We start from the raw sequence: 17,433 nt of genomic DNA, 5'->3' as shown, positions 1-17,433 counted from the left end.
TGAAGAAATATCAATTAGCCAGCACCTTAAAAATTGTACAAATCAGTCTAACTAATACAACTCAAGAGCGCTGGCCTGACCGTCAGGACATTGACGTGGTTAATATATCGAGGGAGGAATATGCCAGGCGACCAACGGTAATAGTGGTGGTACCATGCCTCGCTCGAAATGAAGCAACTTCATTATGGATAACCACGAACCGGCACCGCACTCTCGACAGAGCCTAGTCAACCGCCGTGACCGGTCTTCGCGCAGTGAACCCTCATTGGCTCCATCCGCTATGTACGCCAGCCTCAAGTCACTCATCGCAAGGTTCGTGTCCCGCCGCCATGCGCGCCCCCTCATCCTTGCCCTGTGCCTGTGCTCACTGCTGGTCAGCCTGTGGGTTTACCTGCAAGGCACACCGCTGCCGTTAGTGATTGTGTTGCTCAACCTGGTTACGCTGGCAGTGGTCGCCCTGCACCAGTGGCGCTCGCGCAAAGCCATCAAGTTCCAGCCCCAGGAACTGGCCGACCGCCTGCTGCAAGTCCAGGAAAACGAACGCCACCGCCTCAGCCGCGAGCTGCACGATGACATCGGCCAATTGCTGACCGCCGCCAAGTTGCAAAGCGAATGGTTGCAGCGTCGACTGCCCCAAGACCTGCAAATTCATTGCTCGGTGCTCTGCAACACGCTCAATGAAACCCTGGCCAAGGTGCGCGACGTGTCCGCCATTCTCAACCCTCGCCAACTGGCAAGCCTGGGGCTGGAAGCCAGCCTGCGCGCGCACCTGCTCAAGGCCCTGGAAAATACCCAGGTGTGCTGGAGTCTGGAGTGCCAGCAACGCCTCACCGGCATTCCCGAAGAAATGGCCGTGGCGGCCTTTCGCATCACCCAGGAAGCGGTCACCAACATGCTGCGCCATGCGAAGGCACACAACCTGCTGGTGCGCCTGCAACGCTTGCCGGAAGGGCTGTCACTGACGATATGCGATGACGGTCAGGGCTTCGCACCTGCCGCCGACCCCGGCAAGGAAGGCCAACGGGGCATGGCCGGCATGTGCGAACGGGCCCACCAGTTGGGCGGCACCGTGTCCGTCAGCAGCCAGCCGGGCAACGGCACACGCATCCACGCACTTTTCCCCTGGGCCCCCCGCGCCCTCGAACGGGCCAGTGCCCATAAGGTTCTCCGGTGACCTGCAACCTGCTCCTGGTCGATGACCATGCCTTGATCCGCGCCGGCGTGCGCGCGCTGATCCTGGATATCCCCGGCTACGCCGTTGTTGGCGAGGCCAGCGACGGCGCGCAACTGCTTGAGAAATTCTGCGCCATGCAGCCCGACATTGTGCTGCTGGACCTGTCGATGAAACACACCGGGGGCCTGGATGCCTTGCAGCAACTCAAGCGCGCCTACCCCAAGTGCAAAGTGCTGATCCTGTCGATGCACACCGATCCCGAGATGATCATGCGCGCCCTGGAGTCTGGTGCCCACGGCTACCTGCTCAAGGACACCACCGCCAACGAGCTGGAACATGCCCTGCTGGCCCTGCGTAACAACGAACGCTACCTGAGCCCCGCCATCGCCCACACAGTGATCAACCAGGCGCTGATCCGTAGCCAGGCCCCCAGTGCGCCTGTCGCCCACAGCCACAGCCTGACGGCGCGGCAACTGGAAATCCTGCGCTTGATCGTGCGCGGCAAATCCACCCGGGAAATTGCCCACGGCCTGGGCCTGAGCATCAAGACTGTCGAAGCCCACCGCTCGCAGATCATGAAGCGCTTGCAGATTTTTGACGTGGCGGGCCTGGTGTTATTTGCCGTGCGTGAGCAGATCATCAGCCTGGACGACTAACGGCGAACCCAGCGGCAAGTGCACGCGCAGGGCCTTGGGCAGCGCCTCGAAGTGCAGGTCGTCGCCTTCCAGCGGCTCGCCGTCGAGGTTGATGTACAAGCCTTGTGCGACCTTGATCTTCACCCAGGGCAGGCGTGCGCGCACGAACATGGTGTCCAGGCCCCAGCCGTTGTTCATCAACTCACGCAACGTGCCGACCACCTCTTGAGGCGCCGGCAAGATGCTGACATCCAACAGCCCGTCATCAGCCAATGCTCCGGGGCACAGCACATGCCCGCCACCGGCCTGGCGACCGTTACCGATGCCCAGCGCGAGCAACTCGCCTTTCCAATGGAAATCCGGGCCTTCCAATTCACCGTAGGCGGCTTTCAATTCACTGAAGCGGGTTAAACCGGTAAACAGGTACGCGGCACCGCCCAGGACCTTCTTCAGGTCTTCGGACGTGTTGGCCGTGACCTGGCTGCCAAAACCACCGGTGGCCATGTTCAGGAAGATTTGCCCACCGACCTGGCCCAGGTCAATCGCCTTGGGCTGTACGTCCAGCAAGGCCAGGGCGCCTGCCGGCTCCAACGGCACGCCGGCGGCCTTGGCGAAATCATTGGCGGTGCCCAGGGGCATCAGCACCAGGCTGGCGTCAGTGTTGGCATGGGCCATGGCTTCGGCCACATCGCGCAAGGTGCCGTCGCCACCGCCGGCAATGATATGGGTGTACCCCTCGGCCAGGGCTTCATTGACCAGTCGCCGGGCATCGCCGCCCTCCCAGGTCACCCGCACCGCCAACTCCCCACCCTGCTCACGCCGCGACAGCACAGCAGCGCGCACATCCTCGTTGAGGGCTTGTTTGCCGTGGAGGATCAACAGGGCTTTGGGGGCGGTCATTTGGGAGAATCTCCTGGGTCAAGGTGCTTGAAGGATGTTGACCTTTGGGGAACAGGAAAAGTCTGTAGCTGGAGAAAATTGATTGAGGTATGCAGATCAAAATGTGGGCTGTCAGGCAGATAGATGTCGGCTGGCAGGCCGTCATCGCAGGCAAGCCAGCTCCCACAGTTGGATCGTTGGGCGCAAGGTAGAGAAGCGTCGGCTGCCAGGCCGCTATCGAGAATCAGCCCTTGTGCAACTTACTCATCAACTGCGCCTCAGCCTGGGTCAGCCCACATGACTGGGTCAGCTCATCCACCGTCGCCCCCATGCCGACCAGCTTGGCCGCCTGGGCAAACGACAGGTTCGACGGATCACGCTGCTCCAACTGCACCAACCTGTCGGGCAACGGCGCGAGAATCGCGCGCAGTTCATGCACTTCATCCCCAACCCGCACCGCACTTTGCTGGAAGTGATCAACACGCTTGACCAGTTCCAGAATGCGCCGGTCGCGCACCGCATCGCGCTCGGCCTGTTGCAAGGCAGACTCCCGCTGCTGGCGCATATAGCGCAGCACAAACGCCAAGGTCCCGGCCCACAACAGGGCCAGGACAATCACCGCTGCCTCAAGGAACAATCAGATGCTCTCCAGTTCCGACCATTCTTCTTCGCTCATCATCTTGTCCAGCTCAACCAGAATCAGCAGTTCGCCGTTCTTGTTGCACACGCCCTGGATGAACTTGGCCGACTCTTCGTTACCCACGTTCGGTGCGGTTTCCACTTCCGATTGGCGCAGGTAAACCACCTCGGCCACGCTGTCGACCAGGATGCCAACCACTTGCTTGTCGGCTTCGATGATCACGATACGGGTGTTGTCGCTGACTTCAACCGTGTCCAGGCCGAACCGCTGACGGGTGTCGATCACCGTCACCACGTTGCCGCGCAGGTTGATGATGCCCAGCACGTAGCTTGGCGCGCCTGGAACCGGGGCGATCTCGGTGTAGCGCAGCACTTCCTGCACGCGCATCACGTTAATGCCGTATGTTTCGTTGTCCAGCTTGAAGGTCACCCATTGCAGGATCGGATCATCCAAACCTTGTGCGGACGCTGACTTGTTCATTCATCTGACCCCTTCAAATGCCGCTATCGACGGCGTGTGTGCACGTAGGCCGCGCAACCGCACGGCCCTTATTGTTCAATCAACTGCGTTTGTTCTGTGGCATTGCCTTCACCGCACCGCTGGCGATCAACTCGGCCAGTTCGGCGACATCCAGCAACGCGCACATGTGTTCAATCACCGTGCCCGCCAGCCACGGCCGCTGGCCGCGGTGGCTGCGCCATTTGATTTCATTGGGGTCCAGGCGCAACGAGCGGCTGACTTGATGCACCGCCAACCCCCACTCGTAGCCCTGCACCGAGATCACGTATTGCAGGCCCTGGCGAAAATCATCGCGGTAGCGGTCGGGCATCACCCAGCGCGCCGTATCCAGCACCTTGAGGTTGCCGGCCTGGCTGGGCAGGATGCCGAGGAACCACTCCGGCTGCCCGAACAGCGGCGTCAGCTCCTGGCCTTCCAGGGAATAGATCGAGCCCAGGCACACCAGCGGCACCGCCAGGGTCAACCCGGCAACGTCGAACAGCAGGCACTCGAACGGCTCGGCGGCCCACGAAGGGCGACCGTCGCCCGTCACCGGCGGCGGCGTGAGGCTGGGCGGCAGGTGCACTTCCACCAGCGGTTCAACCACCGGGGGCGCCAACACCGCCGGGACGCTTGGCACCACCACGGGAGCCTCCACCACCTGCGCATCCCGCGCCTGTTCTTCCATCACCGCCTGCTGGAATTCATCCAGCGGGCTTTCGGGTTCGACAGCAGGCTCAAGTACCAGAATCGGTTCTGGCAGTTCCTCGGCCGTCGCATCCTGCAGCAAGGCATCCAGGTAGGATTCCAGAGCCAGTTGCGGGCGGGTCTTGAGTTCGACAGGACGGTTCATCACGCCACCTGCGCCACAAGCTGTTGCGACAGCAGGTGCTTGAGCAACGCACGGTAGGCCAGCACGCCACGGCTCTTGCCGTCGAACTGCGACGGTGTGAGCCCGGCACGGCTGGCGTCACGCAGGCGCGTGTCCACCGGGATGTAGCCATTCCAGATAGTGTCCGGGTAGGCATCGCGCAATACGCGCAAGGTGCCGAGGGACGCCTGGGTGCGACGGTCGAACAAGGTCGGCACGATGCTGAACGGCAGCGCCTGCTTGCGCGAACGGTTGATCATCGCCAGGGTGCTGACCATACGCTCCAGGCCCTTGACCGCCAGGTGCTCGGTCTGCACCGGGATCACCAATTGCTGGCTGGCCGCCAACGCATTGACCATCAGCACGCCGAGCAACGGCGGGCTGTCGATGATCGCGTAATCGAAGTCCTGCCACAGCTGCGCCAGGGTCTTGGCGATCACCAGGCCCAGGCCGCTCTGGCCTGGCGACTGGCGCTCCAGGGTGGCCAGGGCGGTGCTCGACGGCAGCAGGGAAATGCTTTCGTTGCTGGTGGGCAACAGCAGTTGCCCAGGCAGATCCGCCGGGACGCTGCCCTTGTGTAAAAACAAGTCATAGCAGCTGTGTTCCAGCGCATCCGGGTCGTAGCCGAAATAGCTGGTCATGGAACCGTGGGGGTCCAGGTCGACCACGACCACACGCTTGCCCGCTTCGGCCAGCAAACCGGCCAAGGCGATGGAAGTGGTGGTCTTGCCGACCCCACCCTTTTGATTGGCAACTGCCCAGACTCTCATTCGGTTGGTTCCTCCCGGCGGGCACAGGCGCGACCGAGACATTGCATACGGTTATTGAGCCAGCGACGGAGAATTGACGTTACTCGGTCGGACCGGCGGCTTGACAACGGGCGGTGCAGTTTGTGTGCCAGCACGCTTCAACGCCGCATCCGGGGTGGCATTGGCAGTGCCAGTACCGGTCAGGCTGCGACGCACATCCAGGTTGCGCGAGACCACCAGCACCACCCGGCGGTTACGGGCGCGGCCTTCCACCGTGGCGTTATTGGCCACCGGCTGGAATTCACCATAGCCCACCGACGCCAGGCGCTGGGGGTTCACGCCCTGCATGGCCAACATGCGCACGATGCTCGACGCGCGGGCCGAGGACAGTTCCCAGTTGGTCGGGTACTGCGCGGTGCTGATGGGGAAATTGTCGGTGAAGCCTTCCACGTGGATCGGGTTTTCAAACGGTTTGAGGATCGCCGCCACCTTGTCGATGATCGTGAACGCCTGGTCACTGGGCAACGCATCGGCACTGGCGAACAACAGACTGGAGTTCAGCTCGATCTCCACCCACAACTCATTGCCGCGCACGGTCATCTGGTTGGAGCTGATCAGGTCGCCAAAGGCGGCACTGATATCGTCGGCGATACTTTTGAGCGGGTCGCTGGTGCCTTGGATGCCGGCGGCGGTTTCATCACTGTTATTGACCAGGGGCTTGGCCGGGGTCACCGTCTTGGGCCGCTCTTCGCCGATGGGGATCGGCTTGAGCGCCCGCTCGGCATCGTTGAACACGCCGACCAGCGCCTGGGAAATGATCTTGTACTTGCCTTCGTTGATCGACGAGATCGAGTACATCACCACGAAAAACGCGAACAGCAAGGTGATGAAGTCCGCGTAGGACACCAGCCAGCGTTCGTGGTTGACGTGCTCTTCAGGCTCGCGACGGCGACGGCTCACAGGCAAATACCTCCCTGACCGCTATTGGCCGCTTTACTGTGGCGAGCGAGCTTGCTCGCGCTGGGGCGCGAAGCGGCCCCCATCCAGACAACGCGTTTGTTCAGACAGATTGCGGTNAAGCTCGCTCGCCACATAAAGCTCACTGGCCACAGGTCAATGTGCATACCCATCAATCCATGAAGCCCTGAAGCTTCAATTCGATGGAGCGCGGGTTTTCGCCCTCGGCAATCGACAGGATGCCTTCGAGCAACATTTCGCGATAACGCGACTGGCGCATGGCAATCGACTTGAGCTTGCTGGCCACCGGCAGCAACACCAGGTTGGCACTGGCCACGCCGTAGATGGTCGCGACAAATGCCACGGCAATGCCGCTGCCCAGTTGCGAAGGGTCGGCCAGGTTGCCCATCACGTGGATCAGGCCCATCACCGCGCCGATGATGCCAATGGTCGGCGCATAGCCGCCCATGCTTTCAAAGACTTTGGCCGCATTGATGTCACGGCTTTCCTGGGTGTAGAAATCCACTTCGAGGATGCTGCGGATCGCTTCCGGTTCGGCGCCATCGACCAACAGTTGCAGGCCTTTGCGCGCGTAGCTGTCAGGCTCGGCATCGGCCACGCCTTCCAGGCCCAGCAGGCCTTCCTTGCGGGCGGTGAGGCTCCAATTGACCACACGGTCGATACCGCCTGCCAGGTCGACCCGTGGCGGAAAAATGATCCACACCAGAATCTGCATGGCACGCTTGAATGAGCTCAGGGGCGACTGCAACAACGCCGCGCCCACGGTGCCACCGATCACGATCAGCGCTGCCGGGCCGTTGGCCAAGGCGCCGAGGTGGCCGCCTTCCAGGTAGTTGCCACCAATGATGGCGACAAACGCCATGGTGATGCCGATCAGGCTCAACACATCCATCAGAGGCAGGCCTCCACCAGGTGCTTGCCGATGTCGTCCAGGCTGTAGACCGCATCGGCCAGGTCAGCCTTGACGATGGCCATGGGCATGCCATAGATCACGCAACTGGCTTCATCCTGGGCCCAGATGGCGCTACCGCCCTGTTTGAGCAGGCGCGCACCTTCACGGCCATCGGCGCCCATACCGGTGAGCACCACCGCCAGAACTTTGTCGCCATAGGACTTGGCTGCAGAACCGAAGGTGATGTCCACGCACGGCTTATAGTTCAGGCGCTCATCGCCCGGCAGGATTTTGATCGCGCCACGCCCGTCCACCATCATCTGCTTGCCGCCCGGCGCCAGCAGTGCCAGGCCAGGACGCAGGATGTCGCCATCCTCGGCTTCCTTGACGGTAATACGGCACAGCTTGTCCAGGCGCTCGGCGAAGGCTTTGGTGAACGCCGCCGGCATGTGTTGCACCAGCACAATCGGCGCCGGGAAGTTGGCCGGCAGTTGGGTCAGGACCCGCTGCAAGGCCACCGGGCCGCCAGTGGAGGTGCCGATGGCGACCAGTTTGTAAGCCTTGCGCTTGGGCGCGGGCGAATGCGCACTCGGCGCTGCGGCGGCACGTACCGGCGCTACCGCAGGCCGGGCCACGGGCGCAGGCGCCGGGCGCGCAAACGACGAGGTCGGCGCCGCTGCTGCGGGCGCAGGCGTGGCAGCTGGCGCGGGCGTGCTGAACAAGCTGCGACGGTTACTGCGGGAAATGCTGTGCACCTTCTCGCACAGCATCTGCTTGACCTTGTCAGGGTTGCGCGAGATATCTTCGAAATTCTTCGGCAAAAAGTCCACCGCGCCGGCATCCAAAGCGTCGAGGGTCACCCGCGCGCCTTCGTGAGTCAGCGAGGAAAACATCAATACCGGTGTAGGGCAGCGTTGCATGATGTGGCGCACGGCCGTGATGCCATCCATCATCGGCATCTCGTAGTCCATGGTGATCACGTCCGGCTTCAAGGCAATGGCTTGATCGATCGCCTCTTTGCCGTTGGTGGCCGTGCCGACCACCTGGATCGTTGGATCAGCGGAAAGAATTTCCGAGACGCGGCGGCGGAAGAAACCCGAATCGTCCACCACCAGGACCTTGACTGCCATAAACACTCCGTTAGGCGGGGCGGGCATGACCGCCCTGCCCCTCCAGAATCAAATACGCCGTGCGGCGTAACGCTTGAGCATGCTTGGAACATCGAGAATCAGCGCGATGCGACCGTCACCGGTAATGGTCGCGCCCGACATGCCCGGGGTGCCCTGCAGCATCTTGCCCAAAGGCTTGATCACCACTTCTTCCTGGCCCACCAGTTGATCGACCACAAAACCGATGCGCTGGGTGCCCACGGACAGAATCACCACATGGCCTTCGCGCTGTTCTTCATGGGCGGCCGAGGCCACCAGCCAGCGCTTGAGGTAGAACAGCGGCAACGCTTTGTCGCGCACGATCACCACTTCCTGGCCGTCCACCACGTTGGTGCGCGACAGGTCGAGGTGGAAGATCTCGTTGACGTTGACCAGCGGGAAGGCGAACGCCTGGTTGCCCAGCATCACCATCAGGGTCGGCATGATCGCCAGGGTCAACGGCACCTTGATGACGATCTTGGAGCCCTGGCCCTTGGTCGAGTAGATATTGATCGAGCCGTTGAGCTGGCTGATCTTGGTCTTCACCACGTCCATGCCCACGCCACGCCCGGACACGTCGGAGATCTCGGTCTTGGTCGAAAAGCCCGGGGCAAAGATCAGGTTGTAGCACTCGGTATCGGTGAGGCGGTCGGCGGCGTCCTTGTCCATCACGCCGCGCTTGACCGCGATATTGCGCAAGATGGTCGGGTCCATGCCTTTGCCGTCATCGGTGATCGACAGCAGGATGTGGTCGCCCTCTTGCTCCGCCGCCAAAATCACCTTGCCGTTGCGGGACTTGCCGGCGGCTTCGCGTTCTTCCGGGGTTTCTACACCGTGGTCGACCGCGTTGCGCACCAAGTGGACCAGCGGGTCGGCCAGGGCCTCGACGAGGTTTTTGTCGAGGTCGGTTTCTTCGCCCACCAGCTCCAGGTTGATTTCTTTCTTGAGCTGGCGCGCCAGGTCGCGAACCAGGCGCGGGAAACGGCCGAAGACTTTCTTGATCGGCTGCATCCGCGTTTTCATCACCGCGGTTTGCAGGTCGGCGGTGACCACGTCGAGGTTCGACACGGCCTTCTGCATGGCTTCGTCGCCACTGTTCAGGCCCAGGCGCACCAGGCGGTTACGCACCAGCACCAGTTCGCCCACCATGTTCATGATGTCGTCCAGGCGCGCGGTATCCACACGCACGGTGGTTTCGGCTTCGCTGGCAGGTTTTTCCGCTGCCGCTGGGGCCGCTGCACGCGCAGGGGCCGGGGCGGCGGCAGGTGCTGGCTTGGCTGCCGGCGCAGGTTTGGCAGCAACCGGTGCCGCAGTGGCAGCGGCTGGTGCTGTAACCTGGGCGGCAGCGGCCGGGGCCACTTCGCTGAACTTGCCTTTGCCGTGCAACTCGTCGAGCAGAGCTTCGAATTCGTGATCGGAGATCAGCCCATCATCGGCAGGTGCTGCGCTGGCCGCTGGCGCAGCGGCGGCAGTGGCCGCCACCTCAGGCAGGGCTTCAGCCACAAAGGTGCCTTTGCCATGCAGTTGGTCGAGCAGTGCCTCGAACTCGTCGTCGGTAATGTCGGTGCTGGCGTTGGCAGCGGGTGCTTCTGGCGCAGCGGCAGGCGGGGCCACGGCATCTGCTGCGAACTGGCCTTTGCCGTGCAACTGGTCGAGCAACGACTCGAATTCGGCGTCGGTAATGTCTTCACTGCTCGGCGTCGCGGCGGGCTGCACCGGCGCTTCAGCTTCGGCCTTGACCGCGCTGAGGGAGTTGAGCAGTTGTTCGAACTCACTGTCGGTCACGTCCGGCTCGGCTTGCGCCACCGGCTCCGGCGCAGCCTCGACCACCGGCGCAGCCGCGGTGTCGGCAGGTTCGGCCAGGCGCGCCAGGGCGGCCAGCAGTTCCGGCGTGGCAGCGGTGATCGGTGCACGTTCACGCACCTGGCTGAACATCCCGTTGACCGCATCCAGTGCTTCGAGAATCACGTCCATCAATTCCGAGTCGACGTGACGCTCACCCTTGCGCAGGATGTCGAAGACGTTCTCGGCGATGTGGCAGCACTCCACCAGCTCATGGAGCTGGAGGAAGCCGGCGCCCCCTTTTACAGTGTGAAAACCGCGAAAAATTGCATTGAGCAGGTTCGCATCATCCGGTCGGCTTTCCAGCTCGACCAGTTGTTCGGACAGTTGCTCTAGAATTTCGCCGGCCTCTACAAGGAAATCCTGAAGGATTTCTTCATCGGCGCCGAAGCTCATGTGGGTGCTCCTTAGAAGCCTAAACTGGATAACAGGTCATCTACGTCATCCTGACCTGACACAACGTCTTCACGTTTATCGGCATGAATCTGCGGACCTTCACCCTTGGCGAGATGTTTTTGTGGATCTTTTTCAGAGAGGATCGCTTCACGGTCATGTTCGATGCCGGCAAAACGATCGACCTGGCCGGCCATCAGCACCAATTTGAGCAAGTTGCTTTCCACTTCGGTAACCAACTGGGTCACGCGCTTGATCACCTGGCCGGTGAGGTCCTGGTAATCCTGGGCCAGCAGGATGTCGTTGAGGTTGCTGGCCACCGTGCGGTTTTCCTGTTCGCTGCGCGACAGGAACCCGTCGACGCGACGCGCCAGTTCACGAAACTCTTCAGCGCCCACTTCGCGGCGCATGAAGCGGCCCCAGTCCTGGCTCAAGGCCTGGGCTTCGGTGGCCATGCCGTTGACCAGGGGCGTGGCGTTTTCCACCAGGTCCATGGTGCGGTTGGCCGCCGCCTCAGTCAGCCTGACCACATAGGACAGGCGCTCGGTGGCGTCGGTAATCTGGGAAATTTCTTCGGCCTGGGGCATGCGCGGGTCAATCTGGAAATTGACGATTGCGCTGTGCAGCTCGCGTGTGAGCTTGCCCACTTCCTGGTACAGGCCGCGGTCACGGGTCTGGTTAAGCTCATGGATCAACTGCACCGCATCGGCGAACTGGCCTTTTTCCAGGCTGTCGACCAACTGGTGAGCATGTTTTTTCAGGGTCGACTCAAAGTCGCCCTGTGACGTTTCGTTATGCTCCATAGCTCCCCCGCGATGGCATTAGCCGTGGATGCGTTCGAAGATTTTCTCGATCTTCTCTTTCAAGGCCAGTGCCGTGAATGGTTTGACCACGTAACCGTTGACCCCGGCTTGGGCGGCTTCGATGATCTGTTCGCGCTTGGCTTCGGCGGTCACCATCAGCACAGGCAGGCTGCGCAGTTTTTCATCGGCGCGCACATGGCGCAGCAGGTCGATACCGGTCATGCCCGGCATGTTCCAGTCGGTTACCAGAAAGTCGATGCTCCCGCTGTTGAGGATCGGAATGGCCGTCAGGCCATCATCCGCCTCGACCGTGTTGGTGAACCCAAGGTCACGCAACAGGTTTTTAATGATCCGCCGCATCGTTGAGAAGTCATCAACGATGAGGATTTTCATGTTCTTGTCCAATTCGACCTCCAAGCAGTCTTAAACGCGCCCAGCACCTGGACGCGCCATTTCAATCAACAGGCGTTACACAAAAAGGACTGCCCAGGGCACCACGGCACGTAGCCGCGAAACCTTGCGATCTCACGGCAGCGTCTGCAGTGCCCCCACACTGCCTGTCAGCGCGCGCGCCACTCGGCCAATCGGCCCCGCAAGCGGGCTGCGCACTGGCTATGCAACTGGCTGACACGCGATTCGCTGACCCCCAGGACCTCACCGATTTCCTTGAGGTTCAGCTCTTCGTCGTAGTACAGCGCCAGCACCAGCCGCTCACGCTCCGGCAAGTTGGCGATTGCATCGGCCAACGCGCCCTGGAAACGTTCATCTTCCAGGTCGCGTGACGGCTCCGTATGCGCGCTCGCGCCGTCCTCGTGCAGCCCTTCGTGTTCGCCGTCCTGTAAAAGGTCGTCAAAACTGAACAGGCGGCTGCCCAAGGTATCGTTCAAAATCCCGTAATAATCGTCGAGACTCAATTGGAGTTCGGCCGCAACTTCATGATCTTTAGCGTCACGACCGGTTTTTGCTTCAATTGCTCGAATTGCATCACTGACCATGCGCGTATTGCGGTGTACCGAACGCGGCGCCCAATCGCCTTTACGCACCTCGTCGAGCATCGCGCCACGGATACGGATACCCGCATACGTTTCGAAACTGGCACCCTTGCTGGCGTCGTATTTGGTCGAGACTTCAAGCAGGCCGATCATGCCGGCCTGGATCAAGTCTTCAACCTGCACACTCGCGGGCAGGCGCGCCAACAGGTGATAGGCAATGCGCTTGACCAACGGCGCATAGCGCTCGATCAATTCGCCCTGGCTGTCACGTGCCGACTTTTTGTAAAGGTTGTAGCCGCTGGATGTCATAGCACCGGTCCTGCGCTCGTCTGATGCACCAAACGCTCGACGAAAAACTCCAGATGCCCCCGCGGGTTGGCGGGCAACGGCCAGGTATCGACCTTCTGGGCAATGGCCTTGAACGCCAGTGCGCATTTCGAACGAGGGAACGCTTCGTAGACCGCACGCTGCTTTTGCACGGCCTTGCGCACACACTCGTCATAGGGAACTGCGCCGACGTATTGTAAAGCCACATCGAGGAAGCGATCCGTGACCTTGGTCAACTTGGCGAACAGGTTGCGCCCTTCCTGCGGGCTCTGGGCCATGTTGGCCAGAACGCGGAAGCGGTTCATGCCGTAGTCACGGTTAAGCAGTTTGATCAGCGCATAGGCGTCGGTGATGGAGGTGGGTTCGTCGCACACCACCAACAGCACTTCCTGCGCTGCGCGCACAAAGCTGACCACCGACTCGCCGATCCCGGCGGCGGTGTCGATCACCAGCACGTCGAGGTTGTCGCCGATGTCGCTGAACGCCTGGATCAGCCCGGCATGCTGCGCGGGGCTCAGGTGCACCATGCTCTGGGTGCCCGAGGCCGCCGGCACGATGCGAATGCCTCCGGGGCCCTGGAGCAGCACGTCGCGCAGCTCACAGCGGCCTTCGATCACATCGGCCAGGGTATGTTTGGGTGTCAGCCCCAGCAGAACGTCCACGTTCGCCAAGCCCAGGTCAGCATCCAGCAGCATGACGCGACGGCCAAGCTCTGCCAGGGCCAGGGACAAATTCACTGACACGTTAGTTTTCCCGACGCCACCTTTGCCGCCGGTCACCGCGATCACCTGTACGGGATGCATGCTGCCCATTTTATTTCTTTACCTTGTCTTGCTTAGACGCAGGCTACATGGCTTGGCCGCGTGAATCGCTTGCAGACCATCGATGTAGGTACATTTCACGGTGTTCATCCTGCCTCAACCCACCCGTTTAGCCGGGTGGTGGTAAAGGTCGGCGAACATATCGGCCATCGCTTCCTCGCTAGGCTCGTCTTGCATTTGCACACTCACGGCACGGCTGACCAACTGATGACGGCGCGGCAGATGCAGATCATCCGGGATCCGCGGCCCGTCGGTGAGGTAGGCAACCGGTAATTCATGGCTGATGGCCAGGCTCAACACCTCGCCCAGGCTCGCGGTTTCATCGAGCTTGGTGAGGATGCAACCGGCCAGGCCGCAACGCTTGTAACTGTGATAAGCAGCGGTAAGAACCTGTTTCTGGCTGGTGGTTGCAAGCACCAGGTAATTTTTTGACTTGATGCCTCGCCCGGCCAGGCTTTCGAGCTGCATGCGCAGCGCCGGATCACTGGCTTGCAGGCCGGCGGTATCGATCAGCACCACGCGCTTGCGCAGCAACGGGTCGAGGGCATTGGCCAGGGACTGGCCCGGGTCGACATGGGTCACCGGCACGTTGAGGATGCGGCCCAGGGTCTTGAGCTGCTCCTGAGCGCCGATACGGTAACTGTCCATGCTCACCAGGGCGATATTCTGCGCGCCGTATTTAAGCACGTAACGGGCCGCAAGCTTCGCCAGGGTGGTGGTCTTGCCCATGCCGGCGGGGCCGACCATGGCGATTACACCGCCCTCTTCCAGGGGTTCGATTTCCGGCGTGGCAATCATGCGCGCCAAGTGCGCCAGCAGCATGCGCCAGGCCTGCCGCGGCTCTTCGACTTCAGCGGTCAAGGCCAGCAGGTCGCGGGACAACGGGCCGGACAGGCCGATGCGTTGCAGGCGACGCCAGAGGTTGGCTTGCTGCGGCTTGCTGCCTTGCAGTTGGGTCCAGGCCAGCGAGCCGAGCTGCACTTCGAGCAATTCACGCAGGCCGTTGAGTTCAAAACGCATCGAGTCAATCACGCGCTGGTCAACTGCGGCAGCCGGGGCAGGCGCTGCAGGACGCGGCGGTTCGACAAAGGTGGGTTCAACCAGCGGCTCGGCGGCGGTCAGCGGCAGGCCGGCAAACAGCTGGCGATTGGTGCTGGCATCGCTGTCGCCACGCATGCTCAGTTCAGCCTGGGCCGACACAATGCGCGAGGCGGTCTTGCGCAGCTCGTCTTCGAGCTCCATGTTTGGCACGCGCGGGGCCAGCGCCTGGGGCGTGTAATCCAGGGCAGCCGTCAGCTCGACACCGCCGGCAATCCGACGGTTACCGATAATCGCGGCATCGGCGCCCAGCTCATCACGGACCAGTTTCATGGCCTGACGCATATCGGCGGCGAAAAAACGCTTAACTTGCATAACCCACTACCTCAGCCATTGGGCCCAACTGTCGCGACAATAGTCACTTGCTTATTGTCAGGAATTTCCTGGTAAGCCAACACGTGCAAATTCGGTACGGCCAGGCGTCCGAACCGCGACAACATCGCGCGAACCGGGCCGGCCACCAGCAGGATCACCGGGTTGCCCTGCATTTCCTGGCGCTGTGCGGCGTCGATCAACGAACGCTGCAGCTTTTCAGCCATGCTTGGCTCCAGTAAAACGCCCTCTTCCTGGCCTTGCCCTGCCTTCTGAATACTATTGAGCAATATTTGTTCCAACCTGGGCTCCAGGGTGATCACAGGCAGCTCCGACTCAGTCCCTACAATGCTTTGCACGATTGCGCGGGACACGCCGACACGCACCGCCGCCACCAGAGCGGCAGTATCTTGACTCTTGGCGGCATTGTTGGCGATGGCCTCGGCAATGCTGCGAATGTCGCGCACGGGCACCTGTTCGGCCAACAGCGCTTGCAACACCTTGAGCAACTGCGACAGTGACAGCACGCCAGGCACCAGCTCTTCGGCCAGTTTTGGCGACGATTTGGCCAGCAAGCCCATCAATTGCTGGACTTCCTCGTGGCCGATCAACTCGTGGGAGTGCTTGTAGAGAATCTGGTTGAGGTGCGTGGCGACCACGGTGCTGGCATCCACCACGGTGTAACCGAGGGACTGCGCCTGGCTGCGCTGGCTGACTTCGATCCACACCGCTTCCAGGCCGAAAGCCGGATCTTTGGCGGTAATGCCGTTGAGGGTACCGAACACTTGGCCGGGGTTGATCGCCAGTTCGCGGTCCGGGTAGATCTCGGCTTCGGCCAGGATTACCCCCATCAGGGTCAGGCGATAAGCGCTGGGGGCCAGGTCGAGGTTGTCACGGATATGCACAGTGGGCATCAAGAAACCCAGGTCCTGGGACAGCTTCTTGCGCACACCCTTGATCCGCGCCAGCAGTTGCCCACCCTGGTTGCGGTCGACCAGCGGGATCAGGCGGTAACCGACTTCCAGGCCGATCATGTCGATGGGCGTGACGTCGTCCCAGCCCAACTCCTTGGTTTCCTGGGCGCGGGCCGGGGATGGCAGCAGCTCCTGTTGACGGGCGATTTCCTGCTGGGCCTGGACTTTGACCTGGTTCTGCTTTTTCCAGAACAGGTACGCCGCACCACCCGCCAGGGCCGCCATGCTCAGGAACGAGAAGTGCGGCATGCCCGGCACAATGCCCATGATCGCCATGATGCCCGCCGCCACGGCCAGGGCCTTGGGCGAAGCGAACATCTGCCGACTGATCTGCTTGCCCATGTCTTCGGAGCCCGAAGCACGGGTAACCATGATGGCCGCCGCTGTGGATAACAACAGTGATGGCAATTGCGCCACTAAACCGTCACCGATGGTCAGCAAGGCATACACCTTGCCGGCATCGCCGAATGTCATGCCGTGCTGAAACATACCGACGGCCACACCGCCGATCAGGTTGATGAACAGAATCAACAGGCCGGCGATGGCGTCGCCGCGCACAAACTTGCTGGCACCGTCCATGGAGCCGTAGAACTCGGCTTCCTGGGCGACTTCCGCCCGACGGGCCTTGGCTTGGCCCTGGTCGATCAGGCCGGCGTTGAGGTCGGCGTCGATGGCCATCTGCTTGCCGGGCATGGCGTCGAGGGTAAACCGCGCGCTCACCTCGGAAATCCGCCCGGCGCCCTTGGTCACCACGACGAAGTTGATGATCATCAGGATCGCGAACACCACGATACCGACCACGTAGTTACCGCCGATGACCACCTCACCGAACGCCTGGATCACCTTGCCGGCGGCGGCGTGGCCGTCCTGGCCGTGGAGCATCACCACCCGCGTGGAAGCGACGTTCAATGCCAGGCGCAGCAGGGTCGCCACCAGCAGAATCGTCGGGAACACCGCGAAATCCAGCGGCCGCAAGGCGTACACGCACACCAGCAACACAACGACGGACAGGGCAATGTTGAAGGTAAAGAACACGTCGAGCAGGAACGGCGGCATCGGCAACATCATCATTGCCAGCATCACCAGCAACAACAACGGCACACCCAGATTGCCCCGCGACAGGTCAGTCAGGGTGCCACGGGCCGTGTTGAGCATTTGAGAGCGATCTACCACCGGTATTCCTCGGGTCCTTGAAGCAAAGTTTTGACGCTGGAGGGCGACTTGGAGGCGGGGTTGCAAGAAGCCTTCCAACTTTGCTTTCGGGGCCGATTTTCGAGTGGTAACCGATTCAAGTGTGGGAGCTGGCTTGCCTGCGATTGCGGTGTGTCAGGCGCACGACTTGAGCACTCTGCAAGGGTGACGCAGAGCGTCACGCGATGCGTTCCTCACGCGGGAGCGTGGGAACGA

The 17,433-nt window shown here is 61.7% G+C and carries 17 protein-coding genes; 2 read left to right on the top strand and 15 right to left on the bottom strand.

Annotation, left to right across the window (positions count from 1 at the left end; all coding sequences use genetic code 11):
* Positions 1-280: 280 nt before the first annotated feature.
* Positions 281-1,174, top strand: a complete 894-nt coding sequence (locus tag ACTJLA_RS13445; RefSeq protein WP_054920411.1) for a sensor histidine kinase — start codon at positions 281-283, stop codon at positions 1,172-1,174.
* Positions 1,171-1,830, top strand: coding sequence for a response regulator transcription factor (locus ACTJLA_RS13440; protein WP_314547191.1), 660 nt, complete (start codon positions 1,171-1,173; stop codon positions 1,828-1,830). The genes ACTJLA_RS13445 and ACTJLA_RS13440 overlap by 4 nt, the downstream gene beginning before the upstream one ends.
* Here ACTJLA_RS13440 and yegS read toward each other — a convergent pair.
* The 15 genes from yegS to flhA form a co-directional block, all read right to left on the bottom strand.
* The gene (gene yegS / locus ACTJLA_RS13435) at positions 1,789-2,709 is read right to left on the bottom strand and encodes a lipid kinase YegS (RefSeq protein ID WP_072448056.1); all 921 of its coding nucleotides are present in this window, start codon (positions 2,707-2,709) and stop codon (positions 1,789-1,791) included. The genes ACTJLA_RS13440 and yegS overlap by 42 nt on opposite strands.
* Before the next feature lie 223 nt (positions 2,710-2,932).
* A complete protein-coding gene (locus ACTJLA_RS13430) occupies positions 2,933-3,325 on the bottom strand; it encodes a DUF2802 domain-containing protein (protein ID WP_054896355.1) in 393 nt (130 codons plus the stop codon).
* Entirely contained in the window at positions 3,326-3,808 is a 483-nt protein-coding gene (locus ACTJLA_RS13425) for a chemotaxis protein CheW (protein ID WP_003192896.1), read from the bottom strand.
* Positions 3,809-3,887: 79 nt separating this feature from the next.
* Positions 3,888-4,679, bottom strand: coding sequence for a CheW domain-containing protein (locus tag ACTJLA_RS13420; protein ID WP_072448058.1), 792 nt, complete (start codon positions 4,677-4,679; stop codon positions 3,888-3,890).
* Complete coding sequence (locus ACTJLA_RS13415; protein ID WP_014719332.1) at positions 4,679-5,467, bottom strand: ParA family protein; 789 nt, start codon at positions 5,465-5,467, stop codon at positions 4,679-4,681. The genes ACTJLA_RS13420 and ACTJLA_RS13415 overlap by 1 nt, the downstream gene beginning before the upstream one ends.
* Before the next feature lie 51 nt (positions 5,468-5,518).
* Positions 5,519-6,406, bottom strand: a complete 888-nt coding sequence (motD, locus tag ACTJLA_RS13410; RefSeq protein WP_072448060.1) for a flagellar motor protein MotD — start codon at positions 6,404-6,406, stop codon at positions 5,519-5,521.
* 169 nt (positions 6,407-6,575) lie between these two features.
* Positions 6,576-7,316 carry a flagellar motor protein gene (locus ACTJLA_RS13405; RefSeq protein ID WP_003192902.1) on the bottom strand — a complete coding sequence of 247 codons (741 nt, stop codon included), beginning with the start codon at positions 7,314-7,316 and terminating at the stop codon, positions 6,576-6,578.
* On the bottom strand, positions 7,316-8,446 hold the full coding sequence (locus ACTJLA_RS13400; protein WP_034126798.1) for a protein-glutamate methylesterase/protein-glutamine glutaminase: 1,131 nt from the start codon (positions 8,444-8,446) through the stop codon (positions 7,316-7,318). Before ACTJLA_RS13400 ends, ACTJLA_RS13405 begins: the two co-directional genes overlap by 1 nt.
* 48 nt (positions 8,447-8,494) lie before the next feature.
* Entirely contained in the window at positions 8,495-10,702 is a 2,208-nt protein-coding gene (locus ACTJLA_RS13395; RefSeq protein ID WP_198862293.1) for a chemotaxis protein CheA, read from the bottom strand.
* Positions 10,703-10,713: 11 nt separating this feature from the next.
* Positions 10,714-11,502: a protein phosphatase CheZ gene (locus ACTJLA_RS13390; protein ID WP_003192906.1), complete on the bottom strand. Its 789-nt coding sequence runs from the start codon at positions 11,500-11,502 to the stop codon at positions 10,714-10,716.
* Between the two features lie 18 nt (positions 11,503-11,520).
* Positions 11,521-11,895 carry a chemotaxis response regulator CheY gene (locus ACTJLA_RS13385; RefSeq protein WP_003192908.1) on the bottom strand — a complete coding sequence of 125 codons (375 nt, stop codon included), beginning with the start codon at positions 11,893-11,895 and terminating at the stop codon, positions 11,521-11,523.
* A 167-nt stretch (positions 11,896-12,062) separates the two neighbouring features.
* Entirely contained in the window at positions 12,063-12,803 is a 741-nt protein-coding gene (fliA, locus tag ACTJLA_RS13380) for an RNA polymerase sigma factor FliA (protein WP_003192909.1), read from the bottom strand.
* Positions 12,800-13,633: a flagellar synthesis regulator FleN gene (gene fleN, locus ACTJLA_RS13375; RefSeq protein ID WP_003192912.1), complete on the bottom strand. Its 834-nt coding sequence runs from the start codon at positions 13,631-13,633 to the stop codon at positions 12,800-12,802. Before fleN ends, fliA begins: the two co-directional genes overlap by 4 nt.
* A 105-nt stretch (positions 13,634-13,738) precedes the next feature.
* A complete protein-coding gene (gene flhF / locus ACTJLA_RS13370) occupies positions 13,739-15,055 on the bottom strand; it encodes a flagellar biosynthesis protein FlhF (RefSeq protein WP_003192914.1) in 1,317 nt (438 codons plus the stop codon).
* An 11-nt stretch (positions 15,056-15,066) separates the two neighbouring features.
* The gene (flhA, locus tag ACTJLA_RS13365) at positions 15,067-17,181 is read right to left on the bottom strand and encodes a flagellar biosynthesis protein FlhA (RefSeq protein ID WP_034126796.1); all 2,115 of its coding nucleotides are present in this window, start codon (positions 17,179-17,181) and stop codon (positions 15,067-15,069) included.
* Positions 17,182-17,433: the final 252 nt, after the last annotated feature.

The sequence above is a fragment of the Pseudomonas sp. 22072 genome (assembly GCF_052046095.1).
Classification (GTDB): domain Bacteria; phylum Pseudomonadota; class Gammaproteobacteria; order Pseudomonadales; family Pseudomonadaceae; genus Aquipseudomonas; species Aquipseudomonas paracarnis.
Note: the sequence above shows the minus strand (reverse complement) of the source record. Positions and strands in the feature narration are given on the sequence as shown.